Origin of the sequence: Sphingomonas kyeonggiensis (assembly GCF_014204495.1) — a bacterium.
Classification (GTDB): domain Bacteria; phylum Pseudomonadota; class Alphaproteobacteria; order Sphingomonadales; family Sphingomonadaceae; genus Sphingomonas; species Sphingomonas kyeonggiensis_A.
Window position 1 is genome coordinate 38,700 of record NZ_JACHLN010000002.1, and the last position, 21,735, is coordinate 60,434.

The 21,735-nt window shown below is 66.3% G+C and carries 9 protein-coding genes; 4 read left to right on the top strand and 5 right to left on the bottom strand.

Going from position 1 to position 21,735, the window contains the following annotated elements; translation table 11 throughout:
• Window positions 1-54 precede the first annotated feature (54 nt).
• Both HNP52_RS08055 and HNP52_RS08060 read left to right on the top strand, forming a co-directional pair.
• On the top strand, window positions 55-558 hold the full coding sequence (locus HNP52_RS08055; protein WP_184165253.1) for an OsmC family protein: 504 nt from the start codon (window positions 55-57) through the stop codon (window positions 556-558).
• 299 nt (window positions 559-857) lie between these two features.
• Window positions 858-1,439 (top strand): outer membrane protein, encoded by a 582-nt coding sequence (locus HNP52_RS08060; protein WP_184165256.1) that lies wholly within the window; start codon window positions 858-860, stop codon window positions 1,437-1,439.
• 106 nt (window positions 1,440-1,545) lie between these two features.
• Here HNP52_RS08060 and HNP52_RS08065 read toward each other — a convergent pair whose 3' ends face one another.
• Entirely contained in the window at window positions 1,546-1,956 is a 411-nt protein-coding gene (locus HNP52_RS08065) for a DUF6916 family protein (RefSeq protein ID WP_184165259.1), read from the bottom strand.
• Window positions 1,957-2,194: 238 nt separating this feature from the next.
• Between HNP52_RS08065 and HNP52_RS08070 the strand changes: the two genes are divergently transcribed.
• Window positions 2,195-2,509 carry a DUF6916 family protein gene (locus HNP52_RS08070; protein ID WP_184165262.1) on the top strand — a complete coding sequence of 105 codons (315 nt, stop codon included), beginning with the start codon at window positions 2,195-2,197 and terminating at the stop codon, window positions 2,507-2,509.
• On the opposite strand, the gene HNP52_RS08075 is transcribed toward HNP52_RS08070, so the two are convergent.
• From HNP52_RS08075 to HNP52_RS08090, 4 genes are read right to left on the bottom strand one after another with little or no spacing between them, the layout of a single operon-like run.
• Window positions 2,506-3,021 (bottom strand): GNAT family N-acetyltransferase, encoded by a 516-nt coding sequence (locus HNP52_RS08075; RefSeq protein ID WP_184165264.1) that lies wholly within the window; start codon window positions 3,019-3,021, stop codon window positions 2,506-2,508. The genes HNP52_RS08070 and HNP52_RS08075 overlap by 4 nt on opposite strands.
• Before the next feature lie 16 nt (window positions 3,022-3,037).
• Entirely contained in the window at window positions 3,038-3,565 is a 528-nt protein-coding gene (locus HNP52_RS08080; RefSeq protein WP_184165267.1) for a phage tail protein, read from the bottom strand.
• Between the two features lie 12 nt (window positions 3,566-3,577).
• Window positions 3,578-4,096, bottom strand: a complete 519-nt coding sequence (locus HNP52_RS08085) for a phage tail protein (protein WP_184165270.1) — start codon at window positions 4,094-4,096, stop codon at window positions 3,578-3,580.
• Between the two features lie 10 nt (window positions 4,097-4,106).
• On the bottom strand, window positions 4,107-4,625 hold the full coding sequence (locus tag HNP52_RS08090) for a phage tail protein (RefSeq protein ID WP_184165273.1): 519 nt from the start codon (window positions 4,623-4,625) through the stop codon (window positions 4,107-4,109).
• A 239-nt stretch (window positions 4,626-4,864) separates the two neighbouring features.
• On the opposite strand from HNP52_RS08090, the gene HNP52_RS08095 reads away from it, so the two are divergent.
• Window positions 4,865-21,712: a right-handed parallel beta-helix repeat-containing protein gene (locus HNP52_RS08095; protein WP_184165276.1), complete on the top strand. Its 16,848-nt coding sequence runs from the start codon at window positions 4,865-4,867 to the stop codon at window positions 21,710-21,712.
• Window positions 21,713-21,735 lie beyond the last annotated feature (23 nt).

Genomic DNA, 21,735 nt, shown 5'->3' on the forward strand with positions numbered 1-21,735 from the left:
CCACGCCTGTCGGAAGGGATCCCGCTGCCGGGCCGCAACAACGAGGTGAAGTGGATGCAGACGAACGAGACGCTCGACGAGGCTGTCGCCACCAAGAGCGGGGCCGGGCGGTTCCAGCTGGAAATATCGGCCGGTGGCGCGCATTTCACGGCGGACGAACCGGTCGAGGTTGGCGGCCTTGGCACCGGCCCCACGCCCTACCAGCTGCTCGCCGCCGCGCTTGCTGCCTGCACGACGATGACGCTTCAGCTCTACGCCGATCGCAAGGGCTGGCCGGTGCGCGTGCATTGCACGGCGGTCGGGCATCGCCGCGAGGAAGGGCAGAACCCGCCGGACGTCTTCTCTCGTCGGATCAAGTTCGAAGGCGAGATCACGCCGGAGCAGCGTGGCCGGCTGCTGGAGATCGCCGACCGCTGCCCCGTGCACCGCACGCTCACCGAAGGCGCGCGGGTGCGCACCGCCGAGGCGCTGCCCGAGGCGGCGCCTGCGATCGCCCATATGGCGGACATGGAGGCGCTGATTGCGGTTGGCCGGGGATCGTTCGACTTCACTGAATGACCGGCGCAAAGGAAGGGCGGTTCCAATGGAACCGCCCGCAAGTTCAGGAGAGGATGCCCGGGGGAGGGCGAGGGAGAGCTTCGCCCGGATCATGTGCTCCCGCCATTATACGATGATATGCATCTGCCCATGTTCGGCTCGCCGAGCTGCGGCACTTGGCTCTCTTTCTGGATAATACCTTCGGATAATCCGAGTGTTACTAAGGGTATCTAATACTTTTGTAGCCTGATGCTCCCGGGATTTCGTCCCTAGCTCGCCTCCATCGATCACCGGCTGATCGGATTGAAAAGGAGGCTCATATGTTCAAGAAGTTCATCGCTCCCGCCATTGTGCTGGCATCCGTCGCAGTCGCGGCGCCCGCAATGGCGCAGGACAGCGCTCCGTTCACCGGCGCCCGCGTTGCCGTCACCGGTGGCTGGGACCGCGTCGATCACCGCGGCGAGGATGGTTCGGGTTTCGTCTATGGCGGCACCGCCGGCTATGACGTGGCGGTGGGTGACCTGCGCCTGGCACCCGAAGCCGAAGTGACCGGCACCACCCAGAAGTCGTGCTTCACCCAGGCCAGTGGCCGGCTGTGCGAGCGTGGCGACCGCGATTTCTATGTAGGCGGCCGCATCGGCTATGTCGCGGCGCCACGGGTGCTGGTCTATGGCAAGGCGGGCTACACCAATGCCCGTTTCGGCGATCGTCTCACCAGCACCAACGCGGGTGCCGCGACCGCCATCGAAAGCCATGATGATCGCTCGGGCTTCCGCCTCGGCGCCGGCGTCGAATATGATGTTACCCGGCAGTTCTTCCTGACCAGCGAGTATCGCTACTCAAATTATTCCGGCGGCTTCTCGCGCAATCAGGTCCTGGGGGGCGTCGGCTTCCGTTTCTGACCCGCCAGTATCGAGGCAGGAAAAAGGGCGCGTCCGCAATCGGGCGCGCCCTTTTTCTCCGCTGGTGGGCCATCGCCCATGCGGCCAAGCCGATAGTTTCTCTGGGCTAGTTGAGCAGGGCGGTGATGACGCCCTGGCCATTGCTCTGTCCGGGCATGCCAAGGAACAGATCGAAACTGCCCTTGGTCGCGTGCGACAGCTGGTAGGTCTTCTGGCCGGCGGGTACCTGGCCGAGCGCCATCTGGAAGGTCGCGAAGAAGCCCAGGTGCCGTGCCAGATTGGCGGGACGCGAGGCATCCACGATCTGCTCCAGGCTGGCGAGCGTGGCGGTAACCTTGCCGCTGCTAGTAGTGATCACGAAGGAGGAACCGAGCAGCTTCTGCCAGTCGCTCATCTCGGATGCGGTCAGCACCGGCCCGCTGGGCGTTGCCTCGGCGACAGGCGTGACGACGCTGCCAGTGCTGGAACTGCCACCGCCACCGCTGCATCCGGCGACTCCGGCCCCGGCTGCAATCACACCCCCAACCACGAAGCTTCGACGCGAGCTGTAAGTCATTGTTTCCGCTTTTCTTGCGGCCAGGCCCGAGTGCGACGCTCTGCACGGACCTTTCCCCCGAGCGGCCTTCCTACCATTTCGGTGCGGATACTGCACCCGTGAATTATGGGGCACCGGCCCAACGCGGGATTGGCCAGACCGGCATGGCCTGCCTATAGCAGGAAATGTCGCGCGCATGCGGCTTGGGAGGATTGACGACATGACGTTCGATGCCGCTTCGCCGGGGACCTCCGCGCCGCTCACGCTGGCCGATTTCGCGGACCGGATCGGCGAGGCTTTCGTCATCGAAACGGAAGTCGGCGCGCAGCAGCTCGCACTCGCGAAGGTGCAGGAATTGCCCCAGGCGGCGCGCGAAGAGGGCGGTTTCCGTCTGGAGTTCCTCGGACCGTCCGAACCGCGGCTCCCCCAGGCAATCTACGCCTTCCCGGTCGGGGATGCGATGCACGACATCTTCATTGTGCCGATCGGGTTCGATCCGGCGGGCGGCATCCGGTACGAGGCAGTCTTCTTCTAGGCCGGTACGGCGGCACGCGGCGTGCCGAGTTCCATCAGCTCGTAAATGCCCTTGTCCTCGGTGACGACGAAGCCGAGCCGCTGATAGAGGCGCCGCGCGGGATTGAATTTCTCGACATGGATCGAGACGCCCTTGCCCTGGCCGGCGGCCCATTCGATCAGGTCGCGCAATATCGCTTCGCCCAGGCCGTGGCCGCGCGCCGCGGGCATCAGCGAAATGTCGACGATGCGTAGCTCGTGTGTCCACGCATCGACATAGAGCCGGCCGATCGCCGCACCATCCCGCTCGAGGATCAGCCGCTCGGCGTTCGGATAATAGGTGACGTAGTGATGGTGCTGGGCGCTGTGCTGCTGGGTCAGGAACGCGCGCTTCTGTTCCGCCGGCCAGTCGCTCAGCGCCAGCTCTTCTTCCCGCGTGGAGAAATAGAGCGCTTCGACAAAACCGAAATCGCCCTCCACGAACGGCCGATACGACAGATCGAAACGCGCGGCGGCGCGGAGGGGCGGGGGCATGATCGCGTGCGTACGGTCAGGAGCGCGGCGGGAACACGCCCTGCATCGCGATGCAGAAATAGAAGGTCAGATAGGGCTGCATGTTGTTGTGCGGCGCGCTGCCACCGGCTGCCGAAAGCGCCTGGGGTGACATCGTGACCAGGTTGGTGTTGGTCGTGGTCTGGTAGAGCGAGCCACCGTTGCTGGTGGAAAGCGAAACGCCGTTCGCAAGCGTCCCCTGGGTCGCATCCTCTACCGAGGCGCGCAGGGTATGCGAGTGGTTCGGGATCTCGGATTCGAGCAGCGTCACCGTTTCCGAGCCGCTGGTCTCGCCCAGATCGTGCAAGGAGAGACCGGGACCCTGTCCGGGATGCATCGGCGCGCGGCCCTGCATGTCGGGCAGCGCGAAGGTGCTCTTGCCGTTGCCGCCATAGGTGGTGCCCAGCAGCGAGAAGAGCGCGGTGTTCTGCGAGAGCGGCAGCAGCTGCCCGTCGCACCACGCCCAGCCCCTGGGCGCGAAGTTGAACGGGAAGATACGGATCTCGGCGACAAAGGGATCGGCCATGGTGCGTTCCTCTCAGTTCTGGCTCGGGAAGATGCCGAACAGCGAGATGATGTAGTTCAGGCAGAGATAGGGCTGGAAATTGGTGTGCGGCTGACTGCTGCCGATCGATGTGATCGAGGAGGCGGACATCGCCGTGTCCGCGGCCTCGCCCGAGTAGAGTTTCACCAGCGTGGAGCTGGCGAGAACGTTGTTCTTCGGATTGGCCTGCGTTCCGTTGCCGGATGCGCCCAGCATGGGATGGCTGTGCGCGGGAATCTGGTTGATCGACAGGGTCACTTCCTCGGCGCCGCCGGTCTCGGCGAGCAAGTAGCTGGTGCCGCTGCTGCCGGTGCCCTGATGGATCGCCAGGCGTCCGCGCAGATCGGGCAGGGCGAAGGTGCTCTGCCCGTCGCCGCCATAGGTGGTGCCGATCAGGTTGAACAGCGTCTCGTTCTCGGAGATCGGCAAGAGCTGTCCTTCACAGAACATCCATCCTGCGGGAGCGAAGTTTCCGGCGAAGATGCGGAGCTCGCCGACATAAGGCTGTGCCATGGAGCTTTCCTCAGTTCGGGGACGGGAAGATGCCCGAAAGGGCGATGCAGTAGCTGAGCGTCAGGAACGGCTGCATGTTCTGATGCGCCTGGCTGCCGCCGTTATTGGCGACGGTGCCGGCGTTCAGCGCGACCGCACTTGGCGTGAAGCCCGTCGCATAGGCGTTGCCCGGCTCGGCCGAGAGCACATAGCCGGTGCCGCCGAAATTTGGGTTCACCGCGTTGCCGTTGGCATTCGACGCCTGGAGAAAGTGCACATGGGTCGGAATCTCGCTGATGCTCAGCGTGTGCGCTTCCTCGCCGGCGCGATCACCCAGGAAATGGCCGTTGCCGACATGGATCGGCACGCGCCCGCGCAGGTCCGGCAGGGCGAAGGTCGTCTGGCCATTGCCGCCATAGGTTGTGCCTAGCAGCGAGAACAGCGCCTGATTCTGATTGATCGGCAAGAACTGGCCGTTGCAAAGCGCCCAGTTCTTGGGTGCAAAGCTGAACGACATCAGCCGGATTTCCGACATAAATGGCTCTGCCAACGCTAGTCTCCCCCGAACATCCCGGATCAAGACCTAACCGAAACGAAAGAGCCTGACCATAGGGCTTGGTGCGGCACTGCCCCGCAATGACGCGATGTCTTCCGGAACACTACGTATTAGATAGCTTGAGACCTGAAGCCTGGAATGGTAGCCGTTAACCAGGCGTCACAATCCATTCGTCGAGTCATTGGCACGAACGCCGATGTCAGGGTTTGCACGCCGATCGGGGGAGATTGTCCGTGCAGAAGCTGAACCGTGGCCGCCTGCTGCTGTCCACTTGCCTTAGTGGTGTAGCGCTGGCCTGGGCACCTGGCGTGCAAGCGCAGGCGCAGGACAAGACCCCGAATTGGCAGCCGCGGGCGGAAGTCGATGCCCGCGCGGCCGACGGCAGCAGCCAGGTCTCCTTCGAGCTTTTCACGCCGGTTGCGCAGAACGACTCGAACCTGCTGTTCGTCGCCGGGCGTATTGGCACCGACGAGCGCTATGACCGCAACGGATCGATAACGATCGGCGGACGCGGCAAGATCGGCGAGGATGTGGCGATCGGCGTCAATGCCGGCGTCGACTTCTACAAGACCGACATCACTTCGCGTGACCAGACCGCGGTGTCGTTCGGGCTCGAGGGCTTCACCTCGGTGTTCGACCTGCATGTCAATTATCGCCTGCCGGTCAATCGTCGCCGCACGATCGGCTATGTCGATCCCAATGCCAGCCCGGCCGGCGTGCTCTCGATCGAGAACAACCGGCTGATCGAGCGCAAGAGCGGCTGGCGTCTCGAGGAAGTGCCGCTTGCCGGCGCCAATGCCGAGATCGGCGCGACGCTGCCGCTCGGCAAGCGGCTCAGCGTGCGCGCGTCCGGCGCCGGTTTCGACTATCGCGCCGACGCGGCGAGCAAGGCCTATCGCGGCGTCCGCGGCGGGCTCGAGCTCGGCATCGAGGATCCGCTGGGCACCGGCGGGCGCTTCTCGCTGGGCGCGGAGCTGCAGAACGACAATCGCTGGGGCACCCAGGCGCGCGGTACCGTGCGGCTGTCGATCCCGCTCGGGCGCGGTTCGCGCGATCGCAGCGCCGGTAACAGCGGCCTCGATCGCCAGATGGGCGAACGGCTGCGTCGCGATTATGTGACGCCGTCGGGCACGCGTTACACCGATCTCACCAGCACCAGCTTCGCAGTCGATGCGCGCACCGGCGTGGCGTTCGGCGGCGTCTATTTCACCAGCGGCTCGGGCACGGCCGGTGCAGCGGGCACCAGCACCGCCACCACAACGCTGAGCGACGCGGTTACGCGGGCGGGCGCGAACGGCATCGTCGTCGCGCTCGGCAATGCCGGCAACATCGCCAGCACCGGCGTCACGCTCGCGACCAACCAGTATCTCGTCGGCGGCGCCAGCAGCGTCAGCGTGCGCCATTCGGACGGTTCGGTCAGCGCCTTCAACTTCGGCGGCACCAACGGCGTGATCGTCGGCAGCAACGCCGGCGGCGCGGCGGTGACGCTCGGCCAGGGCTCGGTGGTGCGCGACGTCACCGTCCGCGGCAGCGGCTCGGGCATCCTCGCGAACGGAGTCGGCGGCTTCGCACTCGAGCGCGTGACCATCGAGAATACCGGCGCGGCCGGCCTCACGCTCAACAACACCACCGGCGCGGTGGTGATCGACGGCATCACCATCCGGGGCGGTGCCGGCGCGGGCGTCGTCGTCAACGGCGGCAGCAACGTCACCCTGCGCAACTCGACCATCGGCGGCGGCGCGGGCGCGATCGACATCAACGATGCCGGCGGCAACCTGACCACCACCCTGTCGAGCCTGACCCTATCGGCGACCGGCGGCACGGTGCTCGACATCGACGGCTCGGGTGCGGGTACCGTCACCGTGGCCGGGCTCTCCGGCATCAACATCGCCGGCGGCAATGGCGAGACCGGCGGCTTCGCGGCGCGCTATGTCACGTTCGATTCCAGCACCGCGGCGGGCGTCCAGGCAGTCAATGCCGGTGCCATGCAGGTGGGCACCACCACCGCGCGCGTCGGCGGCGCCGGCGTCACGCTGACCGAAGTCGATGGCGCGCTCAGCTTCACCAGCCTCAACATCGCCAACAACGGCGGCACCGGCCTGACGGTCGCCAACACCAAGTCCGGCACCTTCACGCTCAGCAACGCCGCGGGCACGGTCGACACCACCGCCGGCACCGCGCTCAACCTCGACCCGCTGTTCATCGACCTGACCTTCTCGTCCGTGCGCTCGATCGGCGCGGCGGGCGCGGGCATCATCCTGAGCAACGTCCAGGGCTCGGGCACCGGCGGCAACGCGCTGACCATCGGCACGCTGACCATCACCAACAGCGGCCAGCAGGGCCTCTACATCACCGGCGGCTCGACCGGCCTGGTGACGATCGGCGGCGGCGCGATCACCAATAGCGGCGGCGCCTCGGTGCAGGTCGGCCAGTCCGGCGTGGCCGGCAGCGGCGGCACGATCGGGCTCAACTTCGGTGCGACCATCACCGATGCGGGCGCAGGCCCGCTCGTCTCGCTGTTCAACGTCGGCGGCGCGATCCGCTTCACCGGCGCGATCAGCGGCGCCGGGCCGATCACGATCAACGGCTCGCTCGCCGGCTCCAGCGTGACCTTCGCCGGCGCGACCACCATCACCGGCTCGACCTCGCCGGCGCTGTCGCTCAACAACCTGGCGGGCAGCACGACCTTCTCGGGCCTGCTCACCATCGCCAGCCCGGCGGGTACCGGCATCGTCATCGGCAATGTGCCGGGCGGGGTGACCTTCGGCGATGTCGACATCACCGGCCTCGGCGCCGCCACCGGCCTCAACCTGACCGGCACGCAGGGCAACGTCACCTTCGGCACGCTCGACATCACCGGTACCGGCGCCGCCGGCTCGACCGGTATCGACCTGACCGGCGCGACCAATACGGGCGCGATCACCATCAGCAATCCGAGCGTGATCCAGGGCGTCGACATCGGCGTGAACCTGACCAACGCGAACATCACCGGCAGCTTCCGCTTCGGCGACGCCAATGCGGCCGACGGCCTGGAAAGCCGGATCACCGCCAACACGGTGATCGTCGTCGCGGGCATGAACGCGACGCAAGGCACCTATAATTTCGCCGACGTCCAGCTCGACGGCAACACCAACAACATCACCGGCGGCAGCTTCACTGCCTATTACGTCCTTGCCGGCGCGACCGGCGCGGGCACGGCGAGCGATCCGGGCAGCATCTCGGGGGCAGCAGCCTCGGGCGCGCAGTATATCGTGCTGCTCAACAACCCGAATGGCGGGCAGGACGTCATCGACACCTCGGTCCTGGTCGGCGGCGCGCTGAACCTGACGGCCGGCCAGTCGATTGTCAGCTTCCTCAACACTGATTTCTTCGCGGTGACCGGCGCGACCGTGCCGGCGAACCTGATCGTCTCGAACCTCGGGCCGACGGGCATCGTCAACACCTATGCCGGCTCGGGCGCGGCGATCCTGACGAGCACCACCGGCACCTCGACGCTCAACCTGGCGAATGACAGCCGCGTCGACGGCGTGATCATCCATAATGACGCGCTCGGCGTGGGCATCGTCGGTTCGGGCGTGTCCAACGTCATCATCCGCAATTCGACCGTTTCGGGCAATGGCGGCGCGATCAGCCTGATCGACGGCGGCACCGCGGCTTCGGCCACGCTCACCAATCTCAACCTGTCGGCAAGCGGCGGCACGGTGCTGAACCTGAGCGGCGCGGGGGCGGGGACGCTCAACGTGTCGGGTACCGGCATCAATATCGTCGGCACGGGCACGGCGCAGGGCCTGGTCGCCAATGACGTGACGGTCGGCACGCTCAGCATCGGCTCGGTGAGCACCGGCGCGGCGGGCGGCATCGCCGCGGTGCAGGTGACGCAGGTCGCCGGCGGTACGGTGAACATCGGCAACGTCGCTGTGGGCGGCGCCACGGCGGGTGTCGGCCTGGGCGTGGCGAACAACTCGGCGACGGTGACCGTCGGCGCGGTGACCGCGACGAACACCGCCGGCGTCGGCGTCGTCGTGTCGGGCAACACCGGCAATGTCACGCTCGGTGCAGTCACCGTATCGAACACCGGCTCGGACGGCCTGCGCCTCACCGGCAACAGCGGCAACGTCACCGTGGGCGCGGTGACCTCGAACAATGCGGGCGGCTCGGGCATCCGTGTCTCGAACACGACCGGCAACGCCACCATCGGCAGCGCGTCGATCAGCGGTGCCGCCGACGGCATTGAAGTCTCCAACCTTTCGGGCAGCCTGACGGTCGGCGCGACGAGCATCGCGAACAGCACCGGCGTCGGCATCCTCGTCAACGGCGTGGGCGGCACGCTGAACTTCGGCGCCACCACGATCGCGAACAGCACGGGCATCGAGCTGGGTGCGGGCAGCACCGGTACGATCAGCTTCGGCGATACCGACATCACCGGGCTGGGCGCGAACCAGACCGGCGTCGATGCGCGCAGCAGCGGCGGCACCGTAACCTTCGCCACGCTCGATATCACCGGCGTTTCCACCACCGGTACGCGCGGCATCGACCTGACCGGTGCGACCTTCGCCGGCAGCCTGACGGTCAGCAACAGCAGCACGATCACTGGCGTCGGCACCGGCGTGGATCTCACCAATGCCGCGATCACCGGCAGCTTCCGCTATGGCGACGGCTCGAACACCGACGCGGACGGCGCCGCTTCGACGATCAACGCGATCACGCCGATCGCGATTGGCGGCCTCAACCAGACCGTCGGCAGCTACAATTTCTCCGACGTCAATCTGGTCGGTGACATCACCAACCTGGCGATCAATCCGGTCACCGTCTTCTTCGTCGAGAAGGACGCCACCGGCGCGGGCACCAAGACCGATCCGGGCAGCCTGGCGGCGGCCGCGGCTTCGGGCGCGAACTATATCGTGCTGCTCAACAACCCGACGGGCGGGCAGGACGTGCTCGATGTCGCCGCCCTAGGCACGCTGACGCTTGGCGCCAACCAGCACCTGGTCGGCTTCCTCAACGGCGACACCCAGGCGGTGGGCGGCGGCACGCCGGCCAATTTGTTCCTCTACGGCATCACGCCGGGCATCGTCACCAATCCCTATCTGGGTTCGGGCGCCGCGCTGCTGACCAACACGGGCGCGGGCGCGACGGTCACGCTGTCCAGCGGCTCGGCGCTTGATGGCCTGCGCATCGGCGGCTCGGGCATCGGCGTGTCGGGCATCGGCGTGTCCAATGTCTCGATCACCAACTCGATCATCGCTGGCAACGGTGGTGCGATCAGCCTGCTTTCGGGTGGTGTTGCCGCCTCGGCAACGCTGAGCAACCTGACGCTTTCCTCGACCTCCACGACGGGCGCGGCGGTGCTCAACTTGTCCGGTGTCGGCGGCGGATCGCTGACGCTGGGCGGCTCCGGGCTGAACCTTGCCGCGACCGGCGATGCGCGCGCCCTGGCGATCGATACCGTCACGCTGGGCAGCAACCTCAGCTTCGGCACCGTCACGGTGCAGAATTCGGATGGTTCGGGCGTCTCGCTCGCCAATATCGGCGGCACCGGCAACCTGGGCTTCACGAGCATCAACATCGGCGGCACCACCGCCGGGGGGGCGGGCGTCTCGCTGAGCGGCAACAGCGCGCAGATCAGCCTGGGCTCGGTCACCACGACCAGCACCGCAGGCGACGGCATCGAGATCCTCGGCAATGCCGGCATCGTCCTGCTCGCCAACTTCAACATCACCGGCGCGAACGGTGCGGGCCTGCGCATCAATGGCCTGACGGGCGGGTTCGCGACGCTCGGCGGCACGATCGCCAACAGCGCCACGGGCATCGAACTGACCGACATCGACGGTCAGGTGATCTTCATGAACACCGCGACGATCGCCAACCCGACCGGTACCGGCATCCTGCTCGGTGCGGGCAGCAGCGGCACGATCGAGTTCGCCAATGTCGATATCACCGGCTTGGGCGCGGGCACCGGCCTCGACGCGCGCAATGTTCTGGGCGATGTCCGCTTCACCACGCTCGACATCGCGGGCACCGGTGACTCCGCATCGATCGGCATCGATCTGACCGGCGCGACCTTCGCCAGCAACCTGCTCGTCACCGATAGCAGCGCGATCACCGGCGTCGGCACCGGCGTCAACCTGACCAACGCTGCGATCACCGGCACCTTCCGCTTCGGCGACGGCTCGAACACCGACGCGAACGGCGCGGGCTCGACGATCAGCCTTAGCAGCACCGGCGTGCCGATCGCGATCACCGGCCTGAACGCGGCGATCGGCACCTATAATTTCGCCGATGTGAACCTGACGGGCGACACCAGCACGCTCTCGACCTCGGCTACGGTCTATTGGGTTGTGGAGAATGGTACCGGCGACGGCTCGCGCAACAACCCGGGCAGCCTGCAGGGTGCGTTGGACGCGAACCGCGACGTCATCATCCTGCTCAACAACCCGACGGGCGGCAACGACACCATCGACGCGCTAGGCGTGACCAAGGGTGCGTATACGGGCACCGTCGTCCTCAGCGCCAACCAGCAGCTGCTCGGCTTCCTCAACGGCGACACGATCTCGCTGCCGGGTGGGGCGCCGGCGAACGTCGTCCTCTACAATATTGCCCAGGGCGTTGTGACCAATCCCTTCGCGGGATCGGGCGCGCCGACGTTGACCACCACCCAGGGTGGCGGCGCCGATACGGTGCGCGTCACCGGCAACAATCTGATCGACGGGGTGCGGATCACCGGCGCGGGCACCGGCATCTATGGTACCGGCGCGGCGAACGTCACGATCCGCAACAGCATCATCTCCGGTGGTGACAGCGCGATCGAGCTGGCCAGCGGCGTCAGTGCTGCCAGCGCGGCGCTGAGCAACCTCGTGCTGACCACCACCGGCAATTCGATTCCGCTGGCGTTGTACGCCCTGGGCGGCGGCAGCATGACCGTTACCCAGCTCACGAACATCACGATCACCCAGGGTGTCGGGTCGCAGGGTGCCTACCTGTACGGCGCGACGTTCGACGCGGATCTCGCCACGGCGGGCTATCAGACCGTCGACGCATCGCTGTTCCTGGGAAGCGCCAGCCAGCGGCTCACCGGCAATGCCGTCAATCTCTCGAACGCGCTGGGCGCACTCAACTTTACCGATCTGGCGATCTACAATCAGAGCGGCGCCGGCATTCTTGCCACGGGCACCGGCCTGACGCTGACCAGTGCGGCCGGCACGATCGATACGCTCAACGGCGCAGCGCTCTCGCTGACCGACACGAGCATCGATCTGGTGCTGGACGGCGTGACGCATGCGGGCACCGGCAATGGCATCACCGCGCTCAATGTGACCGGCGCAGGCATCGGCGGCCGCGCGCTTGACGTGGCCAACCTTACCATCACCGGCGCTGGCAACGGCATATCCATCGGCGGAACGACGACCGGCAGCTTCGCCTTCGGTGCAGCTTCGAGCATCAGCGGCACGACTGGCGCGGCGATCACGATCGGCACCACCACCGGCCCGCTTAACTTCACCTATGCCGGCAGCGTCAGCGTCACGGGTGCGTCTGCCCTGCTCGACGTGAGCGGCCATGCCGCGGGTACCGTGACCTTCACCGGCACCAGCAATCTCAGTGCTACCAACGGCACTGGGCTGAACTTCAGCAATGCCGACGGCACCTATGCCTTCAACGGCACGACCACGCTGAACGGTGGCGATGCGGGCATCGACATCCTGGGCGGCTCGGCCGGCACCTTCACCTTCGGTGCGGGCACCACGATCACCAACCCGAGCGGCGCGGCGATCAACGTCGCCAGCTCGACGGCGGGCGTGACCTATCTCGGCACGGTCAACCAGTCGGTGGGCGCGGCGCTGAACGTTGCGGCACATGCGACCGGCACGCTGAACTTCAGCGGCGCCACGCTCAATGTCAGCGGCGGCGACGGCATCCTGTTCGACAATGCCGACGGCACGTATACCTTCGGCAGCGCAACGCTGACCGGCGGCGCACAGATCGGCATCACCAACGGCTCGGCGGGTACCTTCACCTTCGGGTCGGGCACCAGCGTCACCAACGCGGCGGGGGCGGGGCTGTTCGTCAGCAATTCGACCGCCAACCTCACCTATTCGGGCCAGATCAGCCAGTCGCTTGCCGCCCTTGCCGCAGTCGACATCGGGACGCATTCCGGCGGGACGATCGACTTCACTGGCGCGACGTTCAACATCACCGGCGGCACCGGCATCTCCTTCTTCGATGCGGACGGCACCTACAGCTTCGGCGACCTGATCCTCTCCGGCGGTGCGCGCCTGGCGATCCTGGGCGGCTCGGCCGGCACCTTCACCTTCGGCAATGTCGACATCACCGGCCTCGCGGCGAACACCACGGCGGTGAACCTGACCGGCGCGACCGGCAACGTCACCTTCGCCACGCTCGACATCACCGGTGCCTCGAACACCGGCACCCGCGGCATCGACATGACCGGCAGCACGACTGCCAGCAACGTCATCATCAGCGGCAGCAGCACGATCACCGGCGTGAACATCGGCGTCGATCTCACCAATGCGGCGATCACCGGCACCTTCCGCTACGGCGACGGCTCGAACACCGACGCCAATGGCGCGGCTTCGGCGATCACCGCGGTCACCCCGCTCGTCATTGCCGGCCTCAACGGCGGCACCGGCACCTACAATTTCGCCGACGTCAAGCTGACCGGCGACACCACGAATCTGTCCGTCTCGGCCTATTTCGTGCTCGAGGGCGCGACCGGCATCGGTACCTTGACCGACCCGGGCTCGCTGGCGGGTGCGGAGGCGTCGGGCGCGACCTATATCGTGCTGCTCAACGATCCGACCGGGGGCAGCGATACGCTCGACGCCACGGCGGGGGCAGGCGGTTCGCTCGATCTCGCGGGCGGCCAGTCGCTGCTCGGCTTCCGCGACACCGACAGCTTCATGGTTGACGGCGGCGCACCGGGCAATGTGCTCCTGTTCGACGTCCAGGCCGGCCTGATCTCGAATCCCTTCGCCGGCTCCGGCGCCCCCACGCTCACCGCGAGCGGCGCCAACGCCACCGTCACGCTGGGTGGCGGCAACACGATCGACGGCGTCGTCATCACCAATTCGGGCACTGGCGCGGGCGTGCTCGGCAACGGTGCCGCGGCGCCCATCGTCATCCGCAACAGCAGCATCTCGGGTGGCGCGGCGGGAGCGCTGCGCATCTACGACAACACCGCGAACGTCACGCTGGCGCTGAGCAACCTCACGCTTGCCGCGAACGGCGGCAACATCCTGAACCTCGACGGCAGCGGCACCGGTACCTTCACGGTTACCGAGCTGGCCAATCTCAATGTCTTGCACACGACGGAGACCGGCGGGTTCATCTTCAACGACCTGACCTTCGATTCCAACACGGTTGCCGCCGGCCTCCAGGCCGTGTCCGCCGGCGCCTTGACGCTCGGCACCACGGCTTCGCGCATCACCGGCGATGGCCTCAGCCTGACCAACGTCACCGGCACGCTGAACTTCACCGATCTCAACATCGCCAACAATGCCGGCACCGGCCTGACCGTTGCCAATTCCAAGGCGAACGACTTCCTCCTCGGCACCACCGGCGGGGCGATCGACACCACCAACGGCACCGCGATCAACCTCGATCCGCTGACGATTCACATGGTGCTCGGCTCGGTTCGCTCGACTGGCGGCGCCTATGGCATCCTGCTCGACCAGGTGGAGGGCGACTTCACGGTTACCGGTTCGGTCGGCATCAACGGGGCGATCAACACCTCGATCGCTATCCGCAACAACACCGCGCAGGCCGATCCGCTGGACGTCCATTTCCAGGGCGGGACCATCCTCGACAGCGCGCTCACGACCGGTGCGGGCGTCTCGCTGACCAACAACAGCGGCGCGACGGTGGAATTCACCGGCAGCCTGGGGATCTACACCGCGACGGGCGCGGGCCTCACGACCAGTGGTGGCGGGACGCTCAGCGTAACGGGCGCCTTCAACGGCATCTACACCGGCGATGCCTCGGCTCTGTCGCTGAGCGGCGGCACGATCGGTTCGGGGGGGCTGAATTTCGCCCAGATCACCGCCGCACCGACGGCGGGCATTGCGGTCAGCGCGACCGGCGTGACGCTCACCGGCGCGCTCAACATCGGCGGCCTGGACATTGATGGCATCGGTAACGCCGTGTCGCTGTCCGGCCTGAGCGGCACCGGTGGCGTCAACTTCACCGGCACACTCGATCTCGACACCACCGGTGTCGGCTTCAACCTTTCGGGCGCGGTGGGTACCGTCAACATCGCCAATGTGGCGGGCTCGTCGCTGACGATCGACGGTGCCTCGACCGGCATCCGCCTCAACGGCGTCACCAGCGGCACGGTCAATGTCGCGACCATCGCTAGCGGTGGCGCTGCTTCGATCGGCGGCACCACCAGCTCGACCACCGCCGCGATCGGTATCGCTGCCAGCTCCGGCGTCACGCTGAACTATGGCGGCACGATCAATGCGACCGCCGGCTCGGCGCTGTCCGTGTTCAGCAGCAGCATGCTGGCGAACCTCGCCGGTGCGATCACCTCGGCCACGTCGGGTACCGCGTTCAGCTTCACCAATGCCGGCGGTATCTACACCATGTCCGGTTCGGTCAGCCATACCGGCGGCGCGGGCGTGGTCGTCGACGCGGCCAGCACCGGCAATGTCAGCTTCCTCAACGCGAGCAAGACCTTCAGCACGGGCACCAACACCGCGTTCAGCATGGCCGGCAGCGGCACGCTGTCGCTGCTCGGCGGCGGGCTCGGTATCACCACCACCAGCGGCACCGGCCTCAGCGCGACCGCCGGCACGGTTGCTGTCCAAGGCACGGGCAACACGATCACCACCGCCACCGGCCAGATCCTCGGCCTGACCGGCGTGACCAGCGGCTCGGGCGGCATCACCTTCGATGCGCTCACCGCCACCGGCACGGTCGCCAATAACGGCATCCTGCTGAGCAATCTCACCGGCGCGGCCTTCAATGGTGGCACGGTCAATATCGGCGGTACCAGCGGTGCGGCCAATGACGGCATCAAGGTGGCCACCGGCACCGCCGCGATCACCTTCGGCGCGACCACGATCGGTACTGCCGGCAGCAACGCCATCGAGCTGCTCAACAGCGGTTCGGCGGTGACCTTCGGCACGATGGACCTTTCGGGCGCGAACGGCAGCACCGTGGTCATCGCCGGCTCGACCGGCCCGGTCACGCTGGGCACCGGCACGATCACCGCCACCGGCGCGGCCAATTATGCGGTCTCGCTCACCGGCGGCACGGGCGATGTCACCATCGGCTCGGCACTTGACGGCACCAACCTCGTCCAGGTCGTCGATCACGAGACCGGCACCGTCACCTTCAGCGGCAACATGGCGTCGACCGTGAGTGGCATCTCGGTCACCAACGTCAATTCGGGCCTGATCACCTTCACCGGCCAGACGCTGGCGCTGAACGCCACCGGCACCGGCGTCACGCTGGCCGGGAACAGCGGCGGCACGATCGACTTCAACATGGGCGCGGGCGGAAACGGCCTCGACATCGTCAGCACCGGTACGGGCTTCAGCGCCGGCTCGGGCGGCACGATCATCGTGCGCGGCGTCGGCAACTCGATCAGCACCACCGGCACCGGTACGGCGCTCAGCCTGCAGAACGTGACCATCGGCGCCAACGGCTTCACCTTCGACAGCGTGACCGCCAATGGCGCGACGGTCGGCATCCTGCTCAACGGTGTCGGCACGTCGGCACCGGCGCTGAGCCTTGGTACGGTCAACCTGCAGGGCATCACCTCGCGCGGCATCGACGTCACCGGCATCCTGGGTGCCGGCCTGACGATCACCGATCTCGACATCGGCCTGAACAGCAACAGCGCGGTCGCATTCGACCTCAACGGCGCCACGCTCTCCGCGCCGATCGTCATCGGCGACTTCGACGTCACCAATTCGGGCGGCGCGGGCACCAGCATCGGTGTCGACCTGCGCAATACGCTTGGCGGCGCCAGCATCCTGCTGGGCGGCCAGTCGGGCGCTTCGAGCTCGATCGCCGGCGTCGGCACCGGCATCTACCTCAACGCCTCGACCAACGCGCTGTTCACCTATGGTGACGGTGAATCTGGCACCGATACCGGCTCGACCATCTCCGCGACCACGGCGATCGACGCCACCAACGCGCCGACCGTCGGCACCTACGACTTCCGCGACGTGTCCTTCTCGGGCAGCCCGGGTGCGGGCTTCGGTCTCAACAAGATCTACTTCGTCGATGCGGACGGCGCGACCGGCGGCGGCAATGGCAGCGGTGCGGACGGTACCAACCCGATGACGCTGGCAGCGGCCGAGCTGGCCGCGGCGGCGCAGGACATGATCGTCCTGATCAACAATGGCAGCGCGATCAGCGCGGCCGGTTCGAACGGCAATGACTCGCTGGTGCTGGCATCCGACGTCCAGGTTCGCGGCTTCGGCGACGGCGTGGGTGGTGGTGCCGGCACCGGCAGCGCGCCGATCAACATCACGCTCACGGTGCCTTCGACGATCCTGCTGTCGGGCGGCACCTCGTTCAACATCGCGGACCCGACGGGCAATGGCGCGGCGACGCTCACCAGTGCGGCGGGCAGCAACGTGATCACGCTGGGTGCGTCGAACAACCACCTGTCCGGCTTCATCCTCGACGGCCTGTCGACCGCGAACCGCGGCATCAAGGACAATGGCGCGGGTGCGACGAACACGCTGATCGACTATATGACGATCCGCAACTTCGTGACGCGCGGCATCGAGATCACCCCGTCGACGAACACGACGGTCGACAATGTCGTCTTCGCGAACAACCCGTCGGATCTGTTCTTCAACGCCGCTGGCACGGTGATCACCAACGTCACCAGCAATGGCGCCACGGGCACGTCGATGACGCTGGTCAACACCACCGGCACGACGACGCTCACCAACGTGAACATCAACAGCGCTTCGGCAGGTATCCTGTTCAGTGCCTCGGGCGGCACGATCAACGCCACCAACGTCGATATCGGTGTCACCAACGGTGCGGGCCTGACCATCGCCGGCGGCACGGGGTCGTTCAACTTCGACTCCACCAGCTCGATCAGCCAGGCAGGCGCCGGCGCGGCGCTCGGCGTCAACGGCGGCCATGTCACCGGCACGCTGGCCTATGCCGGCACGATCACCGCTTCGAACGGCAACGGCCTGCAGTTCGACAATGCCGACGGCACCTACAACTTCACCGGCACCACGACGCTGGCCGGCGGCGATGCCGGCATCGACATCCTAAACGGCTCGGGCGGCACCTTCAGCTTCGGCACGAACACTACGATCACCAGCCCGACGGGCACTGCGTTCAACGTCTCGGGCAGCACCGCCGCGATCACCTATAGCGGCAGCATCACCCAGGCGAATAACGCCGCGCTGGTCTCGTTCCTCAACCATTCGGGCGGTACGGTCACCTTCCAGACCGGCACGCTGGGCGCCACCAACGGCACCGGCCTGCAGTTCGACAATGCCGACGCGACCTACAACTTCAACGGCACGACGACGCTGAACGGTGGCGATGCCGGTATCGACGTGCTCAACGGTTCGGGAGGCACCTTCAACTTCAGCACCGGTACGTCGATCACCAGCCCGACGGGCACGGCGTTCAACGTCTCGGGCAGCACCGCCGCCGTCACCTATAGCGGCAACATCACCCAGGCGAACAACGCAGCGCTGGTCAACGTCCTCAACCATTCGGCCGGGACGCTGACCTTCCAGACCGGCACGCTGAGCGCCACCAACGGTACCGGCCTGCAGTTCAACAACGCCGATGGCACCTACAACTTCACCGGCACGACGACGCTGAACGGCGGAGATGCCGGCATCGACATCGTCAACGGTTCGGATGGCACCTATGGCTTCGGCGCGGGTACGTCGATCACCCATGCCGCAGCGGGCGACGCCTTCGTCCTCACCGACAGCAACAGCAACCTGACCTATGCGGGCAGCGTAAGCGACAGCAACGGCTATGCCGTCCGCATCGACAATCACGATGCCGGCACGGTGACGTTCGGCGGTACCAGCGCGATCACCTCGAGCGGTGCCAACGCGCTGGGCCTGAGCTTGACCAACAGCAATGGCGGAACGGTCAACTTCAACGGCACCACCACGCTGTCGACCCAGGCCAACAACGCCGTCACGCTGAGCGCGAATGCGGGCAGCACCATCGCGTTCAGCTCGGTCGGCTCGACGCTGGGCATCACCACCACCAGCGGCACCGCCTTCACGATCTCGGGCGGTGGCACGATCAACGCGACCGGACCGAACAGCACGATCACAACCGGCTCGGGTACGATCTTCGACATCAGCAACGCTTCGGCGGTCACGACGACGCTGGGCATGACCTTCACGAGCGCCAGCAACACGCTGGGCACCAACGGTATCCTGATCAGCCGGACGGCGGGCACGCTCACCGGCAGCGTCACCGTCAATGCGGGTTCGATCACCGCCACCTCGCGCGGCATCGATGTCGATGGCGGCACTCTGTCGCTCGACTATGCCGGCAGCGTCGCCACCAGCGGCGTCACTGGTCGCTCGGTCGAGGTGACCAACATCACCGGTGGGGCCATCTCGGTTCCGGGCAACCTCACCGACAATGCGCTGGGCATCAACATAGCCAACAACAGCGGCGGCTCGATCAACTTCACTGGGCAGAGCATCACGCTCAACACCGTGGCGAACGCCAATGCGGTCACGCTGGCCAGCAACACTGGCACCAACATCACCTTCTCCTCGGCGGCGGGCGGCAATGGCGTCGACATCACCGCGTCGGGCACCGGCAACGGTATCGACTTCACCGGCGGCGGCAGCCTGATCGTCTACAGCACCGGCAATTCGATCCAGACCGCCACCGGCCAGATCCTCAACCTGGTGAACGGCAGTGTCGGCTCGCTCGGCCTGGTCTTCGACTCGCTGACCAGCACCGGTTCGACCAACGGCAGCGCGATCAACATCAGCAATGTCGATGGCACCGGCACGCTGAGCGCCACCACCGTTTCGATTGCCGGCACCACCGGCGCGACGGCGGACGGTATCTTCTACGGCGGCGGATCGGCGATGAACGTCAATCTCGGCACCGTGACGATCGCCAATACCGGCGACGAAGGCATCGAGATCAACGGTGCGGGCAACGGTACGTTCACCGCCGGCAGCGTCACGATCAACAACACTGCCGGCAACGGCGTCGAGATCAACGGCTCTACCAACACCGTGAACCTGGCGGCTGGCGCGATCGGTGCCACCAACGATCCGACCGGCTTCGGCGTCTACATCCTGAACGGCACCGGCGGGATCAGCATCGCATCGTCGATCACCAAGACCACCGGCAACAGCGTGGTGTTCGTCGACAACCACGAGACGGGCAACATCAGCTTCTCGGGCGCGATCAGCGCCACGGGCGGCCTCAACAACGGCATCGTCGTCCAGAACGTCAATTCGGGCACGATCAGCTTCCTGGGCAACACCACGCTGAGCACCGGCGCGAACACCGCGCTGAACCTGCTGAACAACACGGGCGGCACGATCAGCTTCCCGAACGGCGGCCTGGCGATCACCACCACCACCGGCACGGGCTTCAGCGCCACCGGCGGCGGCACTGTGAGCACGGCGGGCAGCGGCAACACGATCAGCTCGGGCGCGGGCACTGCGCTCAACGTCGTCAACACCACGATCGGTTCGTCGGGCCTGCGCTTCCAGAGCATCTCGTCGAACGGGGCGTCGAGCGGAATCATCCTGAACAACACCGGCTCGTCGGGCGGCATCAACGTCACCGGCACCGGCGCGGCAGGTTCGGGCGGCACGATCCAGAACGCGAGCGGCGACGGCATCAGCCTGACCAGCACCGAGAATGTCCGCCTGGCCTATATGAACGTCACCAACAACCTGGGTGACGGCATCGGCGGCTCGAACATCAACGGCTTCCTGATCGACAACATGCTGATCAGCGGCAATGGCACCGACTCCGGTACCGATGAATCGGGCATCAACATCGCGGAGCTGACCGGCACCGCCTCGGGCGGCGCGCGGCCGACCGGCATCTTCAACTCGACGATCCAGAACAACAACGAGTTCGAGGTGCAGATCACCAACTCGACCGGCACGCTGACCAACTTCCAGGTGGTCAACTCGACCTTCGCGTCGAACGGTGTCGGCATCAACGGCAACGGCACCAGCCCGCACGGCAATATCTTCAACTTCCTCGGCACCGGCACGTCGGCGATGGGGATCAGCGTCTCGGGCAGCAACTTCACCGGCAACTGGAACGCGGCGAGTCCGCCGACCACGATCGTCGGCAGCGGCCTGTTCGCCGACAGCTCGGGTACCAGCATGACCGTACAGGTCAGCGGCTCGGCCTTCACCAACACCAATAACGGCATCAACGTCTCGACTGGCCCGGGCTCGACGACGCTGACCTACAATATCGACAACAACACCTTCGTCGGTACCCGTTCGACCGCGATCAACGACTTCCAGAACGGCAACGCGCCGTTCACCCGGACGGTCAATGGCCGGATCACCAACAACATCATCGGCAACAACGCCGTGACCAATTCGGGTTCGAATGTCGGTGCCGGCATCAGCATTGCGAACGAAGGCGGGGTGAACGCCAACTATTATATCAACGGCAACACGATCCAGCAGATCCAGACGTCGCAGGGTATCGTGGTCAATGTCGGCCTGGTCGGCCAGGCCACCGGCAACCTGACCACCAACGTCACGATCACCAACAACACGATCCGCAATATCAACGGCAGCCGCGGGCTCGTGGTCAACAACAACCAGAACACCGGTGGCTTCCCGACGGTGAATGTCAGCATTTCGGGCAACAGCTTCTCGGGCATCGCCGGCCAGGCGGGCAACGGCCAGTATCTGCGCCTCTCCGCCAGCGGCGGCGGCACGATCAACGTCACCCAGGGCCAGGCCACGGCCAGCGCCATCGCCAGCGAGCTCGACGACGCCAACGGCTTCAACGACACGACCAAGATCAGCATCGGCACCGGCACGTTCAATTACGGCCAGCCGGCGCCGACGCTGCCGCCGGCCTCGGTGCCGCTGCCCTGATAGGGAAAGAGCGCGGCGGGTTT

Bases quoted from the DNA above. Each gene is read 5' to 3' on its own strand.
- HNP52_RS08055 (WP_184165253.1), top strand. From the start codon at position 55: ATGCAGACGAACGAGACGCTCGACGAGGCTGTCGCCACCAAGAGCGGG.
- HNP52_RS08060 (WP_184165256.1), top strand. From the start codon at position 858: ATGTTCAAGAAGTTCATCGCTCCCGCCATTGTGCTGGCATCCGTCGCA.
- HNP52_RS08070 (WP_184165262.1), top strand. From the start codon at position 2,195: ATGACGTTCGATGCCGCTTCGCCGGGGACCTCCGCGCCGCTCACGCTG.
- HNP52_RS08075 (WP_184165264.1), bottom strand. From the start codon at position 3,021: ATGCCCCCGCCCCTCCGCGCCGCCGCGCGTTTCGATCTGTCGTATCGG.
- HNP52_RS08080 (WP_184165267.1), bottom strand. From the start codon at position 3,565: ATGGCCGATCCCTTTGTCGCCGAGATCCGTATCTTCCCGTTCAACTTC.
- HNP52_RS08085 (WP_184165270.1), bottom strand. From the start codon at position 4,096: ATGGCACAGCCTTATGTCGGCGAGCTCCGCATCTTCGCCGGAAACTTC.